The following is a 15,454-nucleotide window of genomic DNA, read 5'->3' on the forward strand; positions in this document are numbered from 1 at the left end:
GAACGAAGCCTCGCTCTGGTAGCCGATGACCGTCGCGAGCTCGCTCAACGGCGTCTCGCTCTCTCGAAGGAGTTGGGCGGCCTTCGTCATCCGCCACCGTGCGAGGTATTCCAAGGGGGGCTTTCCGACGAGCGCGGTGAAGCGGGCGGCGAAGCCGGAGCGTGAGAGGGCGACGGACGATGCGAGGCTTTCGACAGTCCATGGGGCGGCGGGTCTCTCGTGGATGAGCGAGAGGGCCTTTCCAATCTGGGGGTCCGCGAGCGCGCCCAGCCCATGTTCCCGGCACTGACCTGTCGCGATGTGCGCCCGCAGGGCCTGCACGAGCAGGATGTCCGCGAGCCGGCTCATGATGACGGTCGCCCCCGGGCTGGATGAGGCACTCTCGGTGATGAGCAACTGAGCGGTCGACGCCAGCGACGGGGCTATCGCCGGGTCATCCGCGGCGACGTGGACGAGGCGCGGGAGCCGCTCGAACAGCAGCGTGCGCGGCGAGGCGCCGAGCCGGAAGGAGCCCGCGACGAGGGTGGCGCGTTCGCCATCGCCTCCGAGCCGTATTGGCCCCATCCCCCCGGGTTCGCTTGCATTCGCCCTGCCCCAGGATGTGGAGCGGACTTCCTTCCGCGTCGCGGAGCGTGTGCTCCCCGCCGTGTGGAAGCAGGGCCAGGTCTCCGGCCGACAGGGTGACTGCTCTCTCGAGTCCCTCTACTTCCAAGCGAGCGCTTCCGCGCGCGAGCAGGAGTTGCACGGCGTTCCCATCTCCCACCTCCGGCTCCTGACCGGCGGCTGTCCGGAGGAGGAGCTGCCCGCGCTCGCGAAGGAACTCAAGCGCGTGCGGGCCGACTTCAAGAAGCGTCCCAACGAGGTCTCGGCTCCTGCGGACGAACGCCTCCGGACGGACTACGCGACGCTCGGTGTGTCCTGGTCCGCGTGGAGCGAGGTGGCGCGCGAGGTCCAGCGCGACCTGAAGCGCAAACGGTACGCGCGCTGGACGGGGGCGGATGCGCTCGAGTTCCCCGAGGGGCCTTCCGCCGAGGACCTGGTGACTGTCTGGTTGTTCGGAGGCGTGGAGCAGGCTCGACCCCATCTGCTGCGCCGCGCGTCGCTCGCCGCGGGCTCGCTCGAGGCGCTGTGGTGCCGCTGGCTGGCGGGTGAGCCGCTCGAACCCGAGACGCTGCGCTCGTTCGCGGGTGCACCGGAGCGACTCGCCGAGCCCCTCTACACTCCAGGCATCGGGGAGGTGCTGCCGCTGTTCTTCGTCGAGCCCGACCCCGCACGCGCCGAGCGGGCGCTGGAGGTCACCTCGGCCCAGCTGGGCTCGTCCCGGTCGCAACCGTTGATGGACTTCCTGCGCTCTCTGCTCGGCCTGTGGCGCCAGGACACTTCGGTGGAGGAGGTGAGGGTGCGCTTCGATACGAGTGTCGCGACCGTCTCGCCCTCCGAGGTCGCCCAGCTGAGCGCGCCCGCCTATCTGTATTGCCGATACATCGAGGCACTCCCCCCGCACGCGCTGCTGGAGCGGGTGGGCTCGCGTCTCGAGCGCATCGCCGTGCCTGCCCGGGTTGCCGATGTCCAGCCCGTCATGGAGGTCCTCGCCGCGCTCGAGGAGTTGACGGCCATGGGCCTGGGCCTCCGCGTGGAGCAGCGGCCCGGGGATGTTCTCCTCTCCGCACAGGAGCCGGAGACTGGAGGAGGGGACGAGTTCCTGTAGCGCTGCCGTATGCGATGAGAGTCATCCGGACGGCCGCGGCCCTTGGAGTCCTTCCTCCATCAGTCGCCCCAGCTCCACCTGGGGCGTCCGTTGCGTCTCCAGCGCTTCCAGCTCCTGTCGAGTCGGGTCTTGCGCCGACGCGGTACGGCCGTCCCGACGCGACGATGCGGACGCTGCCGCACAGGCAGCCGCCGGTGAAGCGCTCGGTCCTTCCACTCTCAGCCCGCTTTGCGACGGAAGTGGAGCGCCAGCACGCCGGACTTGAACCGCTGCGTCGATAGGAGCTCGAGATGCCGCGCACTCGACAGGCCATGAAACAACGTCGGCCCGCGGCCACTGATGATGGGATGAACGACGATGCGGTACTCGTCGATGAGCCCCAACTCCTCGAGCGCAGCCGCGAGCTTGGGCGCTCCGACGAGGACACCCCGCTCGGTCTTCGCTTTCAGCGCCGAGATCGCCTCGCGAAGGTCACCCTCCACCTTGATCGTGTTCTGCCAAGGAAAGTCGCTCCGCGAGCCCGACACGACGTACTTCGCCTTCGCCTCGAGCTTCTGTGCCCACTCGCGCATCGCGCGCGGCGCCTTTTCGTCGCGTGCCACCGCGGGCCAGGCTCCCTCCATCAGCTCGTAGGTGTTGCGCCCGAAGAGCATCGCCCCGCTCTGCTCCATGAGCTGCGTCCAATAGTCGTGCAGCTCGTCGTCCGCGATGCCCTGGGTGTGATCGATGCACCCGTCCAAAGTCACATTGAGACCGAAGGTGAGGAGGCCCATGGCGTGGGATTCTACGAAAATCGCGCCCAGCGCGCAGCAGTCCGAGCCATCACCACGCCACGTTTTGCATGGTGGCCCACGGCTTCCTCGCGCTCCGCCGAGCGCTTTTCCCCCGGAGCAGGATGCGGTGGGCGCTGCCCCAGGTGCGCCGTCGACTTCAGCACCTGCTGCTGCGCCGCATCGGACCCTGCCAGCTCTGCCTACGTCACGTTCCAGCGCCGAACACTGGAGCAGGACGCAATCGTCCACTCAGGCGATGAGCTCGGAGAGCACGCCCTTGGTCAGCGCCGGGTCGCCGAAGTCGTCCAGGTTCCCGCCGGCCGCGTTCCTCAGCCCCACGGCGGTGCCAATCGTGTTCAGCATCCGGTTGTGGTTGGGATTGCCGCCGCCCGACGCCTCGACGTAGACGCCCTGCTTGAGGAAGCCATTGCAGCTCCCCGCCAGGACGAAGGGCACATTGCGCGCCGAGTGAGCCGGCCCGTTGCCCAGGTCGTTGTACCAGACAGCCACGCCGTGCTCGATGAGTCGCTTTCCGTCCGGCATCTGGTAGGCCACCAGCCGGTCCAGGAGGTGCTTGAAGGCGCTCGCGAACTGCACGTCCACGTGGTGGTGCAGCAGGTCCGAACCGGTGATGATGCCGCCGCTGGCGTCGTGCGACGAGCGACGGTGGGACACGTAATGGAAGTTCTCCATCAACTGCCCCGTGTCCGGGTTGCGGTAGCGCGTGTCGCCGTCGTTGCCGTTGCCCACTTGGATGACGGCCGCGCGGTTGGTGCCGCACGCCATCGCTATCACGGCGATGTCCATGTGCAGCCTGGCGGTGGCGAGCACCTCGGTGCCGTCCGTGCTGTCGTAGCCGGGCGCCTGCTGCTGGAGGATGAGCTCCTGGTCCGCGCGCATGCGGCAGCTCAGGGCGACCTCCAGGTCCCGGACGTTGGACAGGTGCAGGTCCAAGCGCTCATGGTCGGACGCGCTCAGCTCGGGACGCTGCTGGAGCGCCTGGAGCTGGGCCTTCACCAGGTCGTTCACGCTGCGCTGCCGGACGAGGAGCTGCTCGCGAGCCTCGGGAGTCAGTCCCCCCGGGCCGCCAATCATCGTCTGGTACGCATTCCACGGGTCATGCAGCGCGGCCCGGCGCACGTTGCTGCTCCGGTAGGAGAGGCAGGGCCCCCCGAGCCAGCCGCCACGCCGGCCCGCGTAGAAGACGAGCGAGTCACGCTGCTGCGGATTGAGCTCGCGGCCGATGCGGTGGTCGATGGACTCGCCTCCGGACTCCGAGCCGCCGCCCGCGCCCTCCACCACGGGGCCTCGCGCGGTCAGCCCCTGCATGGCGCCGCGGGCGTGGCCGTCCCCGTAGTTGTAGTCCTTCATGTTGACGTTGCGCACCAGCAGCAGGTGCGCGCGGTGGTCCTTGAGCACGTCCACGGCCCGCCCGGCGATGCTCTCCGCGGTGAGCGCACCCAGGGTGCGCGGCCAGAAGCGCTCCGGCTCCGCGCCGAGCTCCGACGTCGTCTGGGCCGAGGCGACGCCGTTGGCCTGCCGGAAGAAGATGGCGTACGGCAGCGCCCCCGAGTCCGCCGCGCGGGCGGTCCTCGGCATCAACCCCTCGAGAAACGGCAGGCTCAGCATCGTCCCGCCCAGGCCCTTCAATACCATCCGGCGACTCAGCTTCATGGCAGCTCCTCCGGGTGGCGATTCACGAAGCCCTCGCTGGTGACGACCTCCACGACGAGGTCGACGATGGACAGGTTGCCCGCCTTCGACAGCTTTCCGAGCCGCTCCACCAGCGGCACATCCTCGTTGGCGAACGGGCGCCCGTGGAGGTACTCCACCCAGTGCTGCGCGTAGCACGCATGCACCGCCTCATTGGCCGCGAGTGCGTCCGCCAGGTCGAGCGCGTCGCGCACCGGCACCGTCTCTCCGTTGATGTTGGGAGACGCGCTGGCGTCCACCGGATGTCCGTTGTCCGTGGTGCGGTAGCCGCCGATGGCGTCGAAGTTCTCGAAGGGGAAGCCGAGCGGGTTGATGAGGTTCGAGTGGCAGCTGGCGCACACAGTCCCTGCCACTTCGGTGTGCGAGGCGACGACCTCGCGATTGGTGCGGCCCTGGGGGGCGGGGAGCGGTGGGATGTTGGCCGGCGGCGCGCCAATCTTCCGGCAGATGATGCGCTCGGACACGAAGACGCCGCGGTGGATGGGGTCCGGGTCCACCGACGTCGCGTGCGAGGCCAGGAAGCCCACCTGGGTGAGCACGCCCTTGCGCTCGCGCGATTCCAGCGTCACGGGGACGAAGTCGGCGGTGAACGTGCCACTCAGCCCGTAGACGCGCGCCAGCTCGTCGTTGACGAAGGTGGCAGGCGAGGTGAGCAGGTCGCTGTAGCCGCCCTTGCGGGAGAAGACGACGTCCTGGACGAAAAGGGTCGTCTCCCGGGCCGCGTACTCCCCGAGGCGCTCGGACACCTGCGGGTAGCGCGTGAGGGAGGGCCGGATGGCGGCATAGCGGGGCACGTCGAAGAGGGTGCGGTGGAAGGCCTCCACCACCTTTTTCGAGCGCGCGTCCTGGAGCATGCGCCGTGCCTGTGTGGCTACGCCCTCGCGGGAGTGCAGGGTGCCCTCGCTCGCGGCGGCGAACAGGGCATCGTCCGGCATGGCACTCCAGAGGCCGTAGCTCAGCCGCGAAGCCACTTCGTAGTCGTCGAGCGGCACCCGGTCCTGCACGGCCTCCGTGCTGCGCTCCACGCGGTAGAGGAAGTGGGGCGACTGGAGGAAGGCTTCGATCACCAGCCGGATGCCACCCTCGAAGGCCGACATGTCCGCGTAGGCCTGGGGCCCCTTGCGGTACAGCCCGAGATAGCTCTCCACCTCTTCGGACGTCAGCGGGCGCCGGTGCGCGCGCAGGCCGAAGGACTCCACGAAGGCGCGGGCGCGCTCCTCGCTGGTGGCGGCCGACGGAGGCAGCAGGCGCGCGAGCTTCGTCGCGTCCGTCGTCACCTGGCCGGCGAGCTCCGCGGCGGCGCGCTGGTAGGCGCCCCAGAGGGCCTCGTCGACGGAGAGGGCGCGCGCATCGTTGTCAAAGAGGAAGCCGCCCTGGGCGGGGTCCGCGCGGAAGGTGCCCGCCAGCGTGGTGGGCGGTGCGTCCAGCCTGAGCAGCTCCTGCACGCTGTGGGTCCACTGCACGTGCGTCAGGCGCGCCATCCGCACGGACGGGGCTGGCGTCTCGATGACGGTGGGCGGGGGCGTACCAGGGCCCTCCGGGTTGGAGATCGTTCCTTCGCAGCCAGCAGCCCCGCTCAAGACCAGCCCGAGCACCACCGGGCGCCACCACCGTCCCCGCTCCGCTGGCTCTCGTGACAACCGTTGTGACCGCATCCTCGGCACGAGCGCCTCCATCATTGGGAGACATACCCATCGGATGGATTACGCGTTCCTGTCAATGTATCCGCGACTCGCACGCGCATCGGTCAATGGCCCGATGACACGGATACTGAAAAACTCGTGTCACATGTGCATCCGTATTTCATCAGACCCGACTTTTCGTGCGGGCCTCGCGGAAAGTGTGGAGGAGGCGCCACATGCGTGGGGGACAGACCCCCTCAATGCGCCGGTGCTACAGCCTCAGATACACGCCGAGCTGACCGCTGAAGTACAGGTCCTGGGCGCCGCCGGCGAAGACCGGGGCACCCTCCGCGGCGTCGGCGGTGAAGGAGTAGCTCCGCATCTCTCCGCCCAGCCGCAGACCCAGCATGCGCGTCAGGGCGAACTCCACGGCGAGCTCGCCATCGAGTCCGGAGCCGCTCAGCTCCGGGATGTAGTCGTCCGAGGACAGCTCGCCGCCGCTCAGCACGTGCTGGTAGCCCACGCGCGCGGCGATGGCCCATCGCTCGGTGAGCGCCTTGCGCAGGCCCAGCTCCACGTGCGCGAAGCGGTAGTCCACGTCGGGCAGGGTGAAGGTGCTCTCCGGCGGGAGTTCCATCGCGAAGGAGTGGGTGCCGTACAGCGCGCCCACCGAGACCTCCAGCCACCGCAGCGGCAGGCGGAAGCGCAGGCCTCCCTCCAGGAGCTGGGCGGTGGTGCCGTACGTGGAGCCATCCGGGAGCCGCGTGGACAGCCCGAGGGTGCGTGAGCCCCGCGCCACGATACCCAGGTTGTGCACCATCCCATCCGTGAAGTGGGAGAGCGGGAAGTAGCTCACCGCGAGGCTCGCCGCCGCGGCGCTGTTGAGGCTGTAGTCGGGCAGCTCGTTGGCGTTGTTGCCCGAGAAGTTGAAGCGGCGGAACAGCCCCTGTCCGGACAGCAGCGCCTCCAGGATGGGGCCGTCCAGGTTGCGAAGGCCGGCTGCCTTCGGCTCGGGCTTCACCGGCGGCTCCTCCTTCTTCACGGTGGGCGGAGGAGGCTTCACCACCGCCGGGCGCGGTGCCTCCGCCGCCGGGCGCGGTGCCTCCGCCGCCGGGCGCGGTGCCTCCGCCGCCGGGCGCGGTGCCTCCGCGATGGGGGCCGGGGGCGCGACCTCCGGCTCGGAGACAGGTGTCGGAGGCGTGACGGCGGCAGGCGGGATGCTCTGCTCCGGGCCCGCCTTCAGGGCCGCGCCCAGCTTGGGCTCGAGCTCGCGCCGCACGTCGGGGAAGGCGCGGTGGGTGCGGACGTCCCAGCGCGCCTCCGCGAGGAGGGTGCCGTCCTTGCCGGAGTAGGCGCGGACCTCCACGTCCCAGCGCTTCGTCCCCTTCACCGAGGCGAGGATCAGCACGTCCGCGCCGAGCTTCTTCGCCAGCGCCTGCCGCTGCCCATCCGTCTTCGGACCGCCGCGGATGAGCTTCACCTGGGCATCCACCTTCTTCGCGGGCAGCACCTCTCGCCCGCGTCCCTTCTTGCCCAGCTCCTGCGTCAGCACCCTGCGCAGCGCATCCGCCTGGCGGCCCTCCGGGCGCAGCACCGCCACCTGGGTCTTCTGCGCCTGCGTCTTCTTGGCCTGCGCGGCCTCGGACGGGCGGTACGACACGACCAGCGCCAGCACCAGCACCACCCATCCCGCGATGCGGCTCACAGGGCCACCTCCTTGGAGCGGACAGACGAGGTGGAAGGGGCCGGGAGGACAGAGACGAAAGGGCGGGAACGCATAGGGGCTCGGCTTCCAGTGACGAGACGGGGGGCTGCCTCAGCCCAAAGCAATTGAGGGGCCAACATCCCGGAGCTTGGAGCTTATCTCGGCCGGGTCGGTTTTTGGAACTCAAGCAGCTCCGGTGACGACCTACCGAGTCTGTCTATTCTCTCGAGGGAAACCACACGAAGTGCGGGAGAGCCACTGAAGCGGGTGACGCTCACTTCTACCCTCCACCTGCTTGTGTTCTCTCAGTTGCATACGTCGTTGCGACGCTCACTCCAGTACAGCAGTCGTTGTCATATCGTGCGCTTTGACGAACCAATGACGGGGTGATTGAGTCGGGATGGGCACAGCGCCATACGGGAGGCCAGAAGCTTGGACGCCGGCCTCCCGCTCAGGCAGGCGGGAGACATGGTTTATCAAAACGAATGGCGTCACCGCTTTCCGATACCGCCCAATAGAGCCAGTTGCCTCGTGGGTGGCCGCCCCGTGTCGATGGATGCCTTGCGAGTGCGTACCATGAACTTCAACCAACGTTGGCGCACTCCAGGAATCACTGAGGTGCGCTACGAAGTCATCTTGCCTGGAAAATATGCAGTGGCGCTGCTCGAACGCGATTGGACAGGATTGGTGAGCGACTACCAGCGGTTTCCCGCGCCGGATGACCCGCTGGACCAGTCCCTGCGTGCCCTCGAATGGCCCGAGCCAGCACGGGCACTCGTTGACCCGGTTGCGGCTCCTCGGATACTTGCCTTCTTCGCCCACGAGTTGCTGCTACGCTGGTTCGACGATGGCCTCCCAGCAGGTCCCGGCTTCGTGCTCAACTCCGTTGAGGAGACAGGCATGGCCGGCACAGACGTGTACCTCACGGGCCATGCACGACCGCACGACCTTCGTGTGTCCTATGTCTACCAAGATGTCTGAGCCCTCTCTGCTGTGGCGGCGTCCGGGTTCTCAATGGCCGCCAGGGCAGCACGCCGGAGGTAGTGGCCCGGCTCCTCACCTTGGCAGAGAGGGCTGGCGCTCCCTTTGTCACGAGCGCTCAGCCTCTTGCGTGCGCGAGACGGTGTGGGCGGTGCCTCGGCGATTCTCACTCCGCGCCGCCGCCATGGGACCTCGCCGGCCCCGGGTGTGCTGAGCCCTTTGGCAGGACCTGCTTGCTAGCCCCCCCGCCGTCCGTGCCAGTCTGGCCGGATGAACCGCGTCCTCCTGCTGGCCGGACTGTTGAGCCTCGTTGCGTGCAAGGGCTCCATCGAGCCAAACACCAACGACGGAGGCCCCAACAACCCAGGTGAGCCTGACGGGCCCGGCGAGAACCTGGGCGCAGCGTGCGTGGTGCAGTCGGTGCTCACGAATCGCTGCGCCAGCTGTCACGGCGCGCTGCCGGCCCAGGGGGCGACGATGCCGCTGCGCACCCTGCACGACATGCGGGTGAGCTCGGCGAGCGATGGGAGGCTCAGCAACGCCCAGCGCGCGCTCATCCGCATGCGCGACGATGCGTCTCCGATGCCGCCGGCCTCGCATGAGCGCGCGAGCGCAGCCGAGCTCGCCGCGCTCGAGACCTGGATCGGGCAGGGGATGCCCCTCTGCAGTGGCACGGGCGGCCCGCCCGTGACCGTGGTGTCCGAGCCCAACCTGCTCGAACAGTCCGCGCTCTTCACCTGCACCGAAGGCGTGCGCTCGGATGCGCCGACGCGCATCCGCCGCATGAACCGGCGCGAGTTCACCCGCAACGTCGGTGGCTCGGTCGAGCGCAGCTGGACCGGGTTCAGCTTCTACGACAACCCGCTCGATCCCAGCGCCATCGAGCAGTACAGCTCCTGGGCCACGGACGAGACGCTGGACGAGGCCACGGTGGAGCTCTTCCTGCCGGTGGTCGGCGAGGCCGCCGCGCCGTGGACGATGAACTACCCGGACGGCAACCGGATGGAGCGTGTCTACACCGACAACCGCTTCAGCTGCATGTTCAACGACGCGAACCCGAGCGACACCTGCAAGCGCTTCCACCTCGGCCAGATGCTCGAGTTCGGCGTCTTCTTCCGCCCGCCCACCGAGGATGAGCTCACCCGCCTCACCGCCTTCGCGACCGAGGTCATCGCGCAGGAGCCGAGCAACTCCCCGCGAAACCGCGCGGACTCCATCACGCGGATCTCCAACGCCGCGTGGTTGATGACCGGCGCCATGTTCCGCCGCGAGATGGGCGGCGAGCCGGCCGACGGTCGCGTGGAGCTGACCAGCCTCGAGCTGGGCTCGCAGCTGGCCTACGCGCTCGCGGGGCGCGCGCCCTCGGCCACGCCGAGCTTCGTGTGGCCGTACTACTCCGCGCCCCTCGAGGGGCATCTGGCGGACGTGGCCATTGCCGCGAAGGATGGCTCGCTCACGCAGGATGCGACGACCACCGCCCTGATCAAGAAGCACCTGGGCGGCGTCGACGCCAACCAGAACGGGACACCGCGCTTCGACCTGGTGCAGGACTACAACGAGGAGCAGCGCTCCAAGCGCGGGCAGTACTGGCTGGGTGACGGCGTCGCGGGCTTCTTCCGCGAGTGGCTCGGCTACGAGCACGTGTCCGCGGTGTTCAAGGAGTCCCCGGCGGCGACCTCGCGCTTCGAGCTCGAGGGGCTCGGCTACATCAGCTCGGTCTCGTACGACAACCTGCTCACCAACTTCCATCCGCTGGAGCCGACCTTCATCCAGCAGTTCGACGATCTGATCGCGCGGGTGGTCGTCGAGGATCGGGACGTGCTGGCGAACCTGCTCACCACGCGCACCTTCTACGTGCCCTCCATGCAGCACGCGGCGTACGACTCGCATAAGGGCCTCTCGCACCCCTATAACGTCAGTGAGATCCTCCCGGCGACCGTCGCGGGCCGCTGGAAGAAGCTGCCTGACGCCGAGCGCGCGGGCGTGCTGACCCACCCGGTGTGGCTGGCCGCGCACGGCGGCAACTTCGAGGACGATCCGTCCATCGTCCACCGCGGCAAGTGGGTGCGCGAGAACCTCCTGTGCGGCTTCGTCCCGCCGCTCAGCAGCGTGCAGGTGGCAGCCCAGGTCGGCGCTCACGCCGCCGACAAGAACGCGCGCCGTCGCCTGCAGGAGGCGACCGCCGGAGCGCAGTGTCAGGGCTGTCACCGCCTGATGGATCCGCTCGGCCTGCCCTTCGAGATCTACAACCACGCGGGCTTCCTGCGCGCGCGGGATCACTCGACCAGCGGAGGCTGGACCACGCCGGACGGAAGCTCGACGCTCACGTCAATGCCGGACCCCGCGCTGGACGGCGCGGTGCGCGACGCGGTGGAGTTGAGCGAGCGCCTGGCGACCTCGCGGCACGTGAAACGCTGCTTCGTGCGACAGGCCTTCCGCTACTTCATGGGCCGCCCGGAGAACCTGAGCGACGCTTGCACGCTGACGCAGATGGAGCAGGCCTATGACCAGAACAGCGGCTCGTTCTCCAAGATGCTGACCACGCTGATGACCAGTGACACCTGGAAGACGCGGCGTCTGCCGCGGGCTGGAGAGTGACTGCCATGTTCTCGCGACGAACCGTCCTGAAGGGCATGGCCGCCGGCCTCTTCGCGCCCTACTTCCACGACGTCTACGCCCAGTCGTCAGCGTTGCCGGCGCGCCTGGTGCTGGTCCTCGAGTGCAATGGCGTCTACCCCCGCGCGCTCCTGAGCACGGGCACCCGCGCGGCGCTGGGTGGACGCGCCAACACCTCCGACCGCCTCTTCTGGGACGCGTACAAGGACACGCCGCTGGTGCGTGAGGGCGACAATCTCGCCAGTGCGCTCAGTCTCGGGCCGCTGGCGGCGTCTTCCGGCAACATCGACCTGGTGAACCGCTCCGCCGTGCTGCTGGGACTCTCGAACCTCATCGCGGGCGGCGGGCACTCCAGCGGGACGGGCGGGCTGAGCTGCGCGGTGAACGGCGCGGGCGCGACCTTCGACGCGGTGATTGCACCTCGCCTGCGCCGTGGTGCACCGTTCGACGTGCTGCGCCTGGGCACCAGCTCCGCGCGCGTGTCGATCGTGTACGAGACCTGCGCGCTCGGCCCACGCAAGCCCGCGGGCATCATCGTCAACCCGTCGCTCGCGTTCGACAGCACCTTCGGCTCGCTGCTCGGCGGCTCGACGAGTGGGCGCGATCGCAAGATGCTCTTCGACTTCGCGCTGGCCGACTCGCGGAAGGCGCTGGCGGGGTTCAGCGGCAACTCCAACGAGCGGCTGAAGCTGGAGCGCTACGTCTCCTCGCTCGAGTCGCTGCGCACGCGGGAGGATCAGCTCGCAGGCATGGCGGACCGCGTGCGGCCCCACCTGCCGCTGGCGCCGAAGGACAACCCGCTCATCACCGGCGCGGGCTCACCGCCCGACTCGCTGAAGTGGTTCGAGGCGCAGTTCCAGATCGCCACGGCGTCCCTCCTGGGCGGGCTGACGAACACGGTGGTGCTGGCGACGGGCACCTCGGGCTTCGACGTGGCCTACGGCCCGGACGTGACCGACATCCCGCGACACAGCCTGCAACACGGTCTGGATGCAGGACAGAACTGGGAGCGCGTCGCCGAGGTCACCCGCCGCCATGTGCAGCTGGTGGCGAACCTGGCGAGGACGCTGGCCGCCACGCCCGAGGTCGGCGCGAGCGGTTCGATGCTGGATCACACCGCCATCGTCTTCATGTCCGACAACGGTGAGCAGCACCACTCGACCGCGCGTGAGTGGCCGAAGCTCGTGGTGGGCGGCAACGCGCTGGGCCTGAAGACCGACGGGCGCACGGTCGTGTACCCGAAGTACGACGCGGCCCGGAACCGGCAGGTCTCCAATCTCTTCAACACGCTCGGCCACGCGTTCGGAGATGCGGACTTCAACACCTTCGGGCAGGAGGGCAGCACGCGCATCGCGCCGGGACCGCTGAGCGAGCTGTATGGCTGAGCCGCGAGAGCGGGCTGGGCGGCTGTGACGCCCGCCGCCGCAGGCGCCCAACAGGAAGCGGCGCGGGGCCCTCTGAAATACCGGGCTGCTGCCTGATGGCGAAAGCCCGGAACGCTCTGCGGAACCGGGGCAACTTCAGTGGCTCCACCTCGAATGCTCCTGCTCGATGATTTGGACGGCGCGCGCGACTCCGTCCTCTGCTCGGATGCGTTCACCCACCGCTGCGGCCTGAGCCCGTACCGTCGGGGACAGTGCAGTGCGGATGGCATTCGCGAGCCGTTCGGCTGTGAGCGACTTCTGCGGTACTGGCTGAGGCCCTACGCCCGCGCGGAGAACCATGTGCCCCCAGAAGGGCTGGTCGCCAAGGAAGGGGCAGATGACAGTGGGCTTGCCCGCACGCAAGCCCGCCATCGTGGAGCCGGCCCCTCCGTGATGCACCACCGCGCTCATTCGAGGGAACAGCCAGTCATGTGGTGCGGACTCCAACATGAATACGTTGGGTGGTAGTGTGTCCGCCCTTAATCCTCCCCAGCCCGTGGCCAGCACTGCGCGCTCGCCGGTCAACGCCACGGCCTTGAGGACGGTGGCAGCGCGAGAATCGGCATGCGCCGCGCCCATGCTGCCGAAGCCGACGTAGACGGGCGGCGGCCCCGCTTCGAGGAACGCCTGCAGCGCTGCGGGAAGAGTCCATCGGTCGGCCTCGTCGAGGAACCAGCAGCCCGTCACCTGCGCTTGGGGAGGCCAGTCGGTGGGACGTGGCAGCAGATGCTCGCTGTACGCGTACAGTGCCGGCACTGCGGAGCCATTGGCCTTCTTCATCGGGTCCGCGAAGCGTGAGAGCGGCGCGAGGCCCAGTGTCTTCACCCGGAAGTCGTTGGTTGCGCCGGCCCAAACCGCGTTGGCCAAGGTCAGGACTCGGTAGCTGAGCGCGTTGAGCCAACCGCCGAGTCGGAAAGCCGGGACTATCGGCACTGGGAACTCGCGCGTTGGAGTCAGCGGCAGCGGCAACGCTAGCAACTCGGCGGCCCCGAGCTTCTCCGCGATGTGGTGACTGCCGAGCGCCTTGGAGTGGTACACAAGCACGTCCGGCTCCAGCTCCCGCGCCGCTCGCCACTCGTCCTCCAGGCCCGCCCGGACGATGGCACCGAACCCCTTGAACAGCCGCCGCTGCTCGGCACGTGTTGGGGCGCGCAGAACCGCCTCCGTCACCTCCAGCACTGCATTGTCCATATGCGCATATGGAATGCCGTGACGCTCCACCATGTCTCGGAAGCCGGTGGGTGTGCAGAGCGCCACGACATGGCCATGCGCCTTCAGGGCCTTGGCGAGCGCAACGAAGGGTTGGACATCGCCTCGAGTACCGTAGGTGGAAATGAGCACGCGCATGGAGACCCCACACTGGAGCTTGCCTGCGGCAACAACCGCGGCAAGGTGGCGGCCCGACCACCGAGGAACCTGTGCGTGCCAGGAGCGCGACGCACACCCTTCGAGATGTGTGGCTAGTGTCTCATGACGTGGTTCTCCAAGCCACGGAAACCATGCGGCCCGCGCAGGGGCCGCGCGTGGGTTCGTGCTGGGCGGGAGGGTCACTCGGCTGTGCGGACAGGCTGATGGCCTTCGTCATCGTGCAGTTCCTCCTGGAGTGAGTGGCGTGGTCGCACCTCAACGATGCGGCCTTCTCCGAAGGCAGGAGGAGTCCCGCCCATCCGCAGCGGGTCTTCCCCCGGGCATCAGTGCCCGTGCCTCACTTGCTCCCGAAGATGCTCGGCCAACGCGAATGCGACGGCCGCCATCATCCTGCGGGTGAGTGGCGAGGCCACCAGCTTCCTCACGGCGCTCAGCATGGCGTTCACCCCCTTTCCGCCCCACTGATCGCGCCGCGCCCGCCCCGAAATAGGAGCGGGGACGGAGCCTCCTCTTCGGCCTTATCCCAGTGAAGGGGGGAGACTTTCCGAATCGATGGGTACCTACCGCAGTAGTGGCATGACCTTCCCACAGCCCGGATTCGTGAGCTGCCAGGCCCTTCAGGTAATTGTGCGGGATGGCCTCGTTGAAGAGGACCAGCTCCAGGAGGAATCTCGTTGAAGCTGCGCTCGACGGTGCTGGTCGCGATTCTCGCCGGATGCTCCACGACTCACGGGACGGCCGGGTCTGGTTCCGACCCATCTCCGCGAATCCAACCCGCGACGAAGAAAGGAGCTGCCCTGGATTCCAGTGTTCGGCGGGCGGATGAAGACGGCTCTCTTCTACGGCCCCTGGCAGTGCAGGCAGGAGTTCATGAGGACGTGCCAGCGGGAGTGCGCCCCGGTCATGGGCTGCATGTGGCTGGCCGACATCAAGCTGGATTGGGAGGGGCGCCTCGTCATCCCACCGCTGCCCGTCAAAGCCGGCAGCCGCTACGGCGTCTTCCACTGCTGCTGCGACTATCCCAAGTTGTCGCCGGACAAAAAGGAGGCTGAGCGGAAGAGATGGGAGAACTTCCGGACACCCTTCCGGAAGGACTGGAGGGTACATCCGCACGCCTGGCGTGCACTCACCCGAGCAGGTGGCGGGCTGGAGGAGGGTGAGGGCGGCCGTCCACGCGGCGTGCGGAAACATCTTCGCGCAGCTGTGGCACGAGGGGCGTGTCTCGCACCCGGACTTCCATGACGGCCGCTTGCCGGTGGCTCCCTCGGCGATTGGCTACGAAGGGGAGGTCTTCACGTTCGAGGGTAAGAAGCGCGTCGTGACGCCGCGAGCGCTCGAGACCGGGGAGCTGCCCGGCGTCGTCGAGCAGTTCCTGCGCGCGGCGGAGAATGCCCGGGAGGCGGGCTTCGATGGCGTCGAGCTGCGTGGCAGCAACGGCTACCTGCTGGACCAGTTCCTGCGGGATGGCTCCAACTGCTGCGCAAGGCGTTCCAGGGCGCGTTCATCGTCAACGGTGGCGACGACGCGCGGACCGGCGAGGCGGC

General features: G+C 68.5%; 9 protein-coding genes and 3 pseudogenes. 6 read left to right on the forward strand and 6 right to left on the reverse strand.

Annotation, left to right across the window (positions count from 1 at the left end):
- Positions 1-9: 9 nt before the first annotated feature.
- Positions 10-769 (reverse strand): annotated as a pseudogene (locus ACX9TP_RS10545) (AraC family transcriptional regulator); the annotation flags it as partial.
- A 60-nt stretch (positions 770-829) separates the two neighbouring features.
- Between ACX9TP_RS10545 and ACX9TP_RS10550 the strand changes: the two are divergent.
- Positions 830-1,708: a hypothetical protein gene (locus ACX9TP_RS10550; protein WP_482982145.1), complete on the forward strand. Its 879-nt coding sequence runs from the start codon at positions 830-832 to the stop codon at positions 1,706-1,708.
- Positions 1,709-1,926: 218 nt separating this feature from the next.
- Here the strand turns inward: ACX9TP_RS10550 and ACX9TP_RS10555 are convergent, their stop codons facing one another.
- Complete coding sequence (locus ACX9TP_RS10555; RefSeq protein ID WP_482979596.1) at positions 1,927-2,481, reverse strand: dihydrofolate reductase family protein; 555 nt, start codon at positions 2,479-2,481, stop codon at positions 1,927-1,929.
- Between ACX9TP_RS10555 and ACX9TP_RS10560 the strand changes: the two are divergent.
- Positions 2,472-2,716 (forward strand): annotated as a pseudogene (locus ACX9TP_RS10560) (hypothetical protein); the annotation flags it as partial. The gene ACX9TP_RS10555 and the pseudogene ACX9TP_RS10560 overlap by 10 nt on opposite strands.
- Positions 2,717-2,730: 14 nt before the next feature.
- On the opposite strand, the gene ACX9TP_RS10565 reads toward ACX9TP_RS10560, so the two are convergent.
- The 3 genes from ACX9TP_RS10565 to ACX9TP_RS10575 form a co-directional block, all read right to left on the reverse strand.
- Positions 2,731-4,155, reverse strand: coding sequence for a DUF1552 domain-containing protein (locus ACX9TP_RS10565; protein WP_482979597.1), 1,425 nt, complete (start codon positions 4,153-4,155; stop codon positions 2,731-2,733).
- Entirely contained in the window at positions 4,152-5,834 is a 1,683-nt protein-coding gene (locus ACX9TP_RS10570; protein WP_482979598.1) for a DUF1592 domain-containing protein, read from the reverse strand. The genes ACX9TP_RS10565 and ACX9TP_RS10570 overlap by 4 nt, the downstream gene beginning before the upstream one ends.
- 253 nt (positions 5,835-6,087) lie before the next feature.
- On the reverse strand, positions 6,088-7,521 hold the full coding sequence (locus tag ACX9TP_RS10575) for a hypothetical protein (RefSeq protein ID WP_482979599.1): 1,434 nt from the start codon (positions 7,519-7,521) through the stop codon (positions 6,088-6,090).
- 576 nt (positions 7,522-8,097) lie between these two features.
- Here ACX9TP_RS10575 and ACX9TP_RS10580 point away from each other — a divergent pair.
- The 3 genes from ACX9TP_RS10580 to ACX9TP_RS10590 all read left to right on the forward strand — a co-directional run bounded on the left by ACX9TP_RS10580 (position 8,098) and on the right by ACX9TP_RS10590 (position 12,503).
- Complete coding sequence (locus ACX9TP_RS10580; RefSeq protein WP_482979600.1) at positions 8,098-8,502, forward strand: hypothetical protein; 405 nt, start codon at positions 8,098-8,100, stop codon at positions 8,500-8,502.
- Between the two features lie 270 nt (positions 8,503-8,772).
- Positions 8,773-11,100 carry a DUF1588 domain-containing protein gene (locus ACX9TP_RS10585; protein ID WP_482979601.1) on the forward strand — a complete coding sequence of 776 codons (2,328 nt, stop codon included), beginning with the start codon at positions 8,773-8,775 and terminating at the stop codon, positions 11,098-11,100.
- A gap of 5 nt (positions 11,101-11,105) precedes the next feature.
- On the forward strand, positions 11,106-12,503 hold the full coding sequence (locus ACX9TP_RS10590; protein ID WP_482979602.1) for a DUF1552 domain-containing protein: 1,398 nt from the start codon (positions 11,106-11,108) through the stop codon (positions 12,501-12,503).
- Positions 12,504-12,638: 135 nt separating this feature from the next.
- Here ACX9TP_RS10590 and ACX9TP_RS10595 read toward each other — a convergent pair whose 3' ends face one another.
- Positions 12,639-13,889 (reverse strand): glycosyltransferase, encoded by a 1,251-nt coding sequence (locus ACX9TP_RS10595; RefSeq protein WP_482979603.1) that lies wholly within the window; start codon positions 13,887-13,889, stop codon positions 12,639-12,641.
- 1,159 nt (positions 13,890-15,048) lie between these two features.
- On the opposite strand from ACX9TP_RS10595, the pseudogene ACX9TP_RS10600 reads away from it, so the two are divergent.
- Positions 15,049-15,324, forward strand: a pseudogene (locus tag ACX9TP_RS10600) (oxidoreductase); the annotation flags it as partial.
- Positions 15,325-15,454: the final 130 nt, after the last annotated feature.

The organism is Pyxidicoccus sp. M15, from assembly GCF_056858435.1.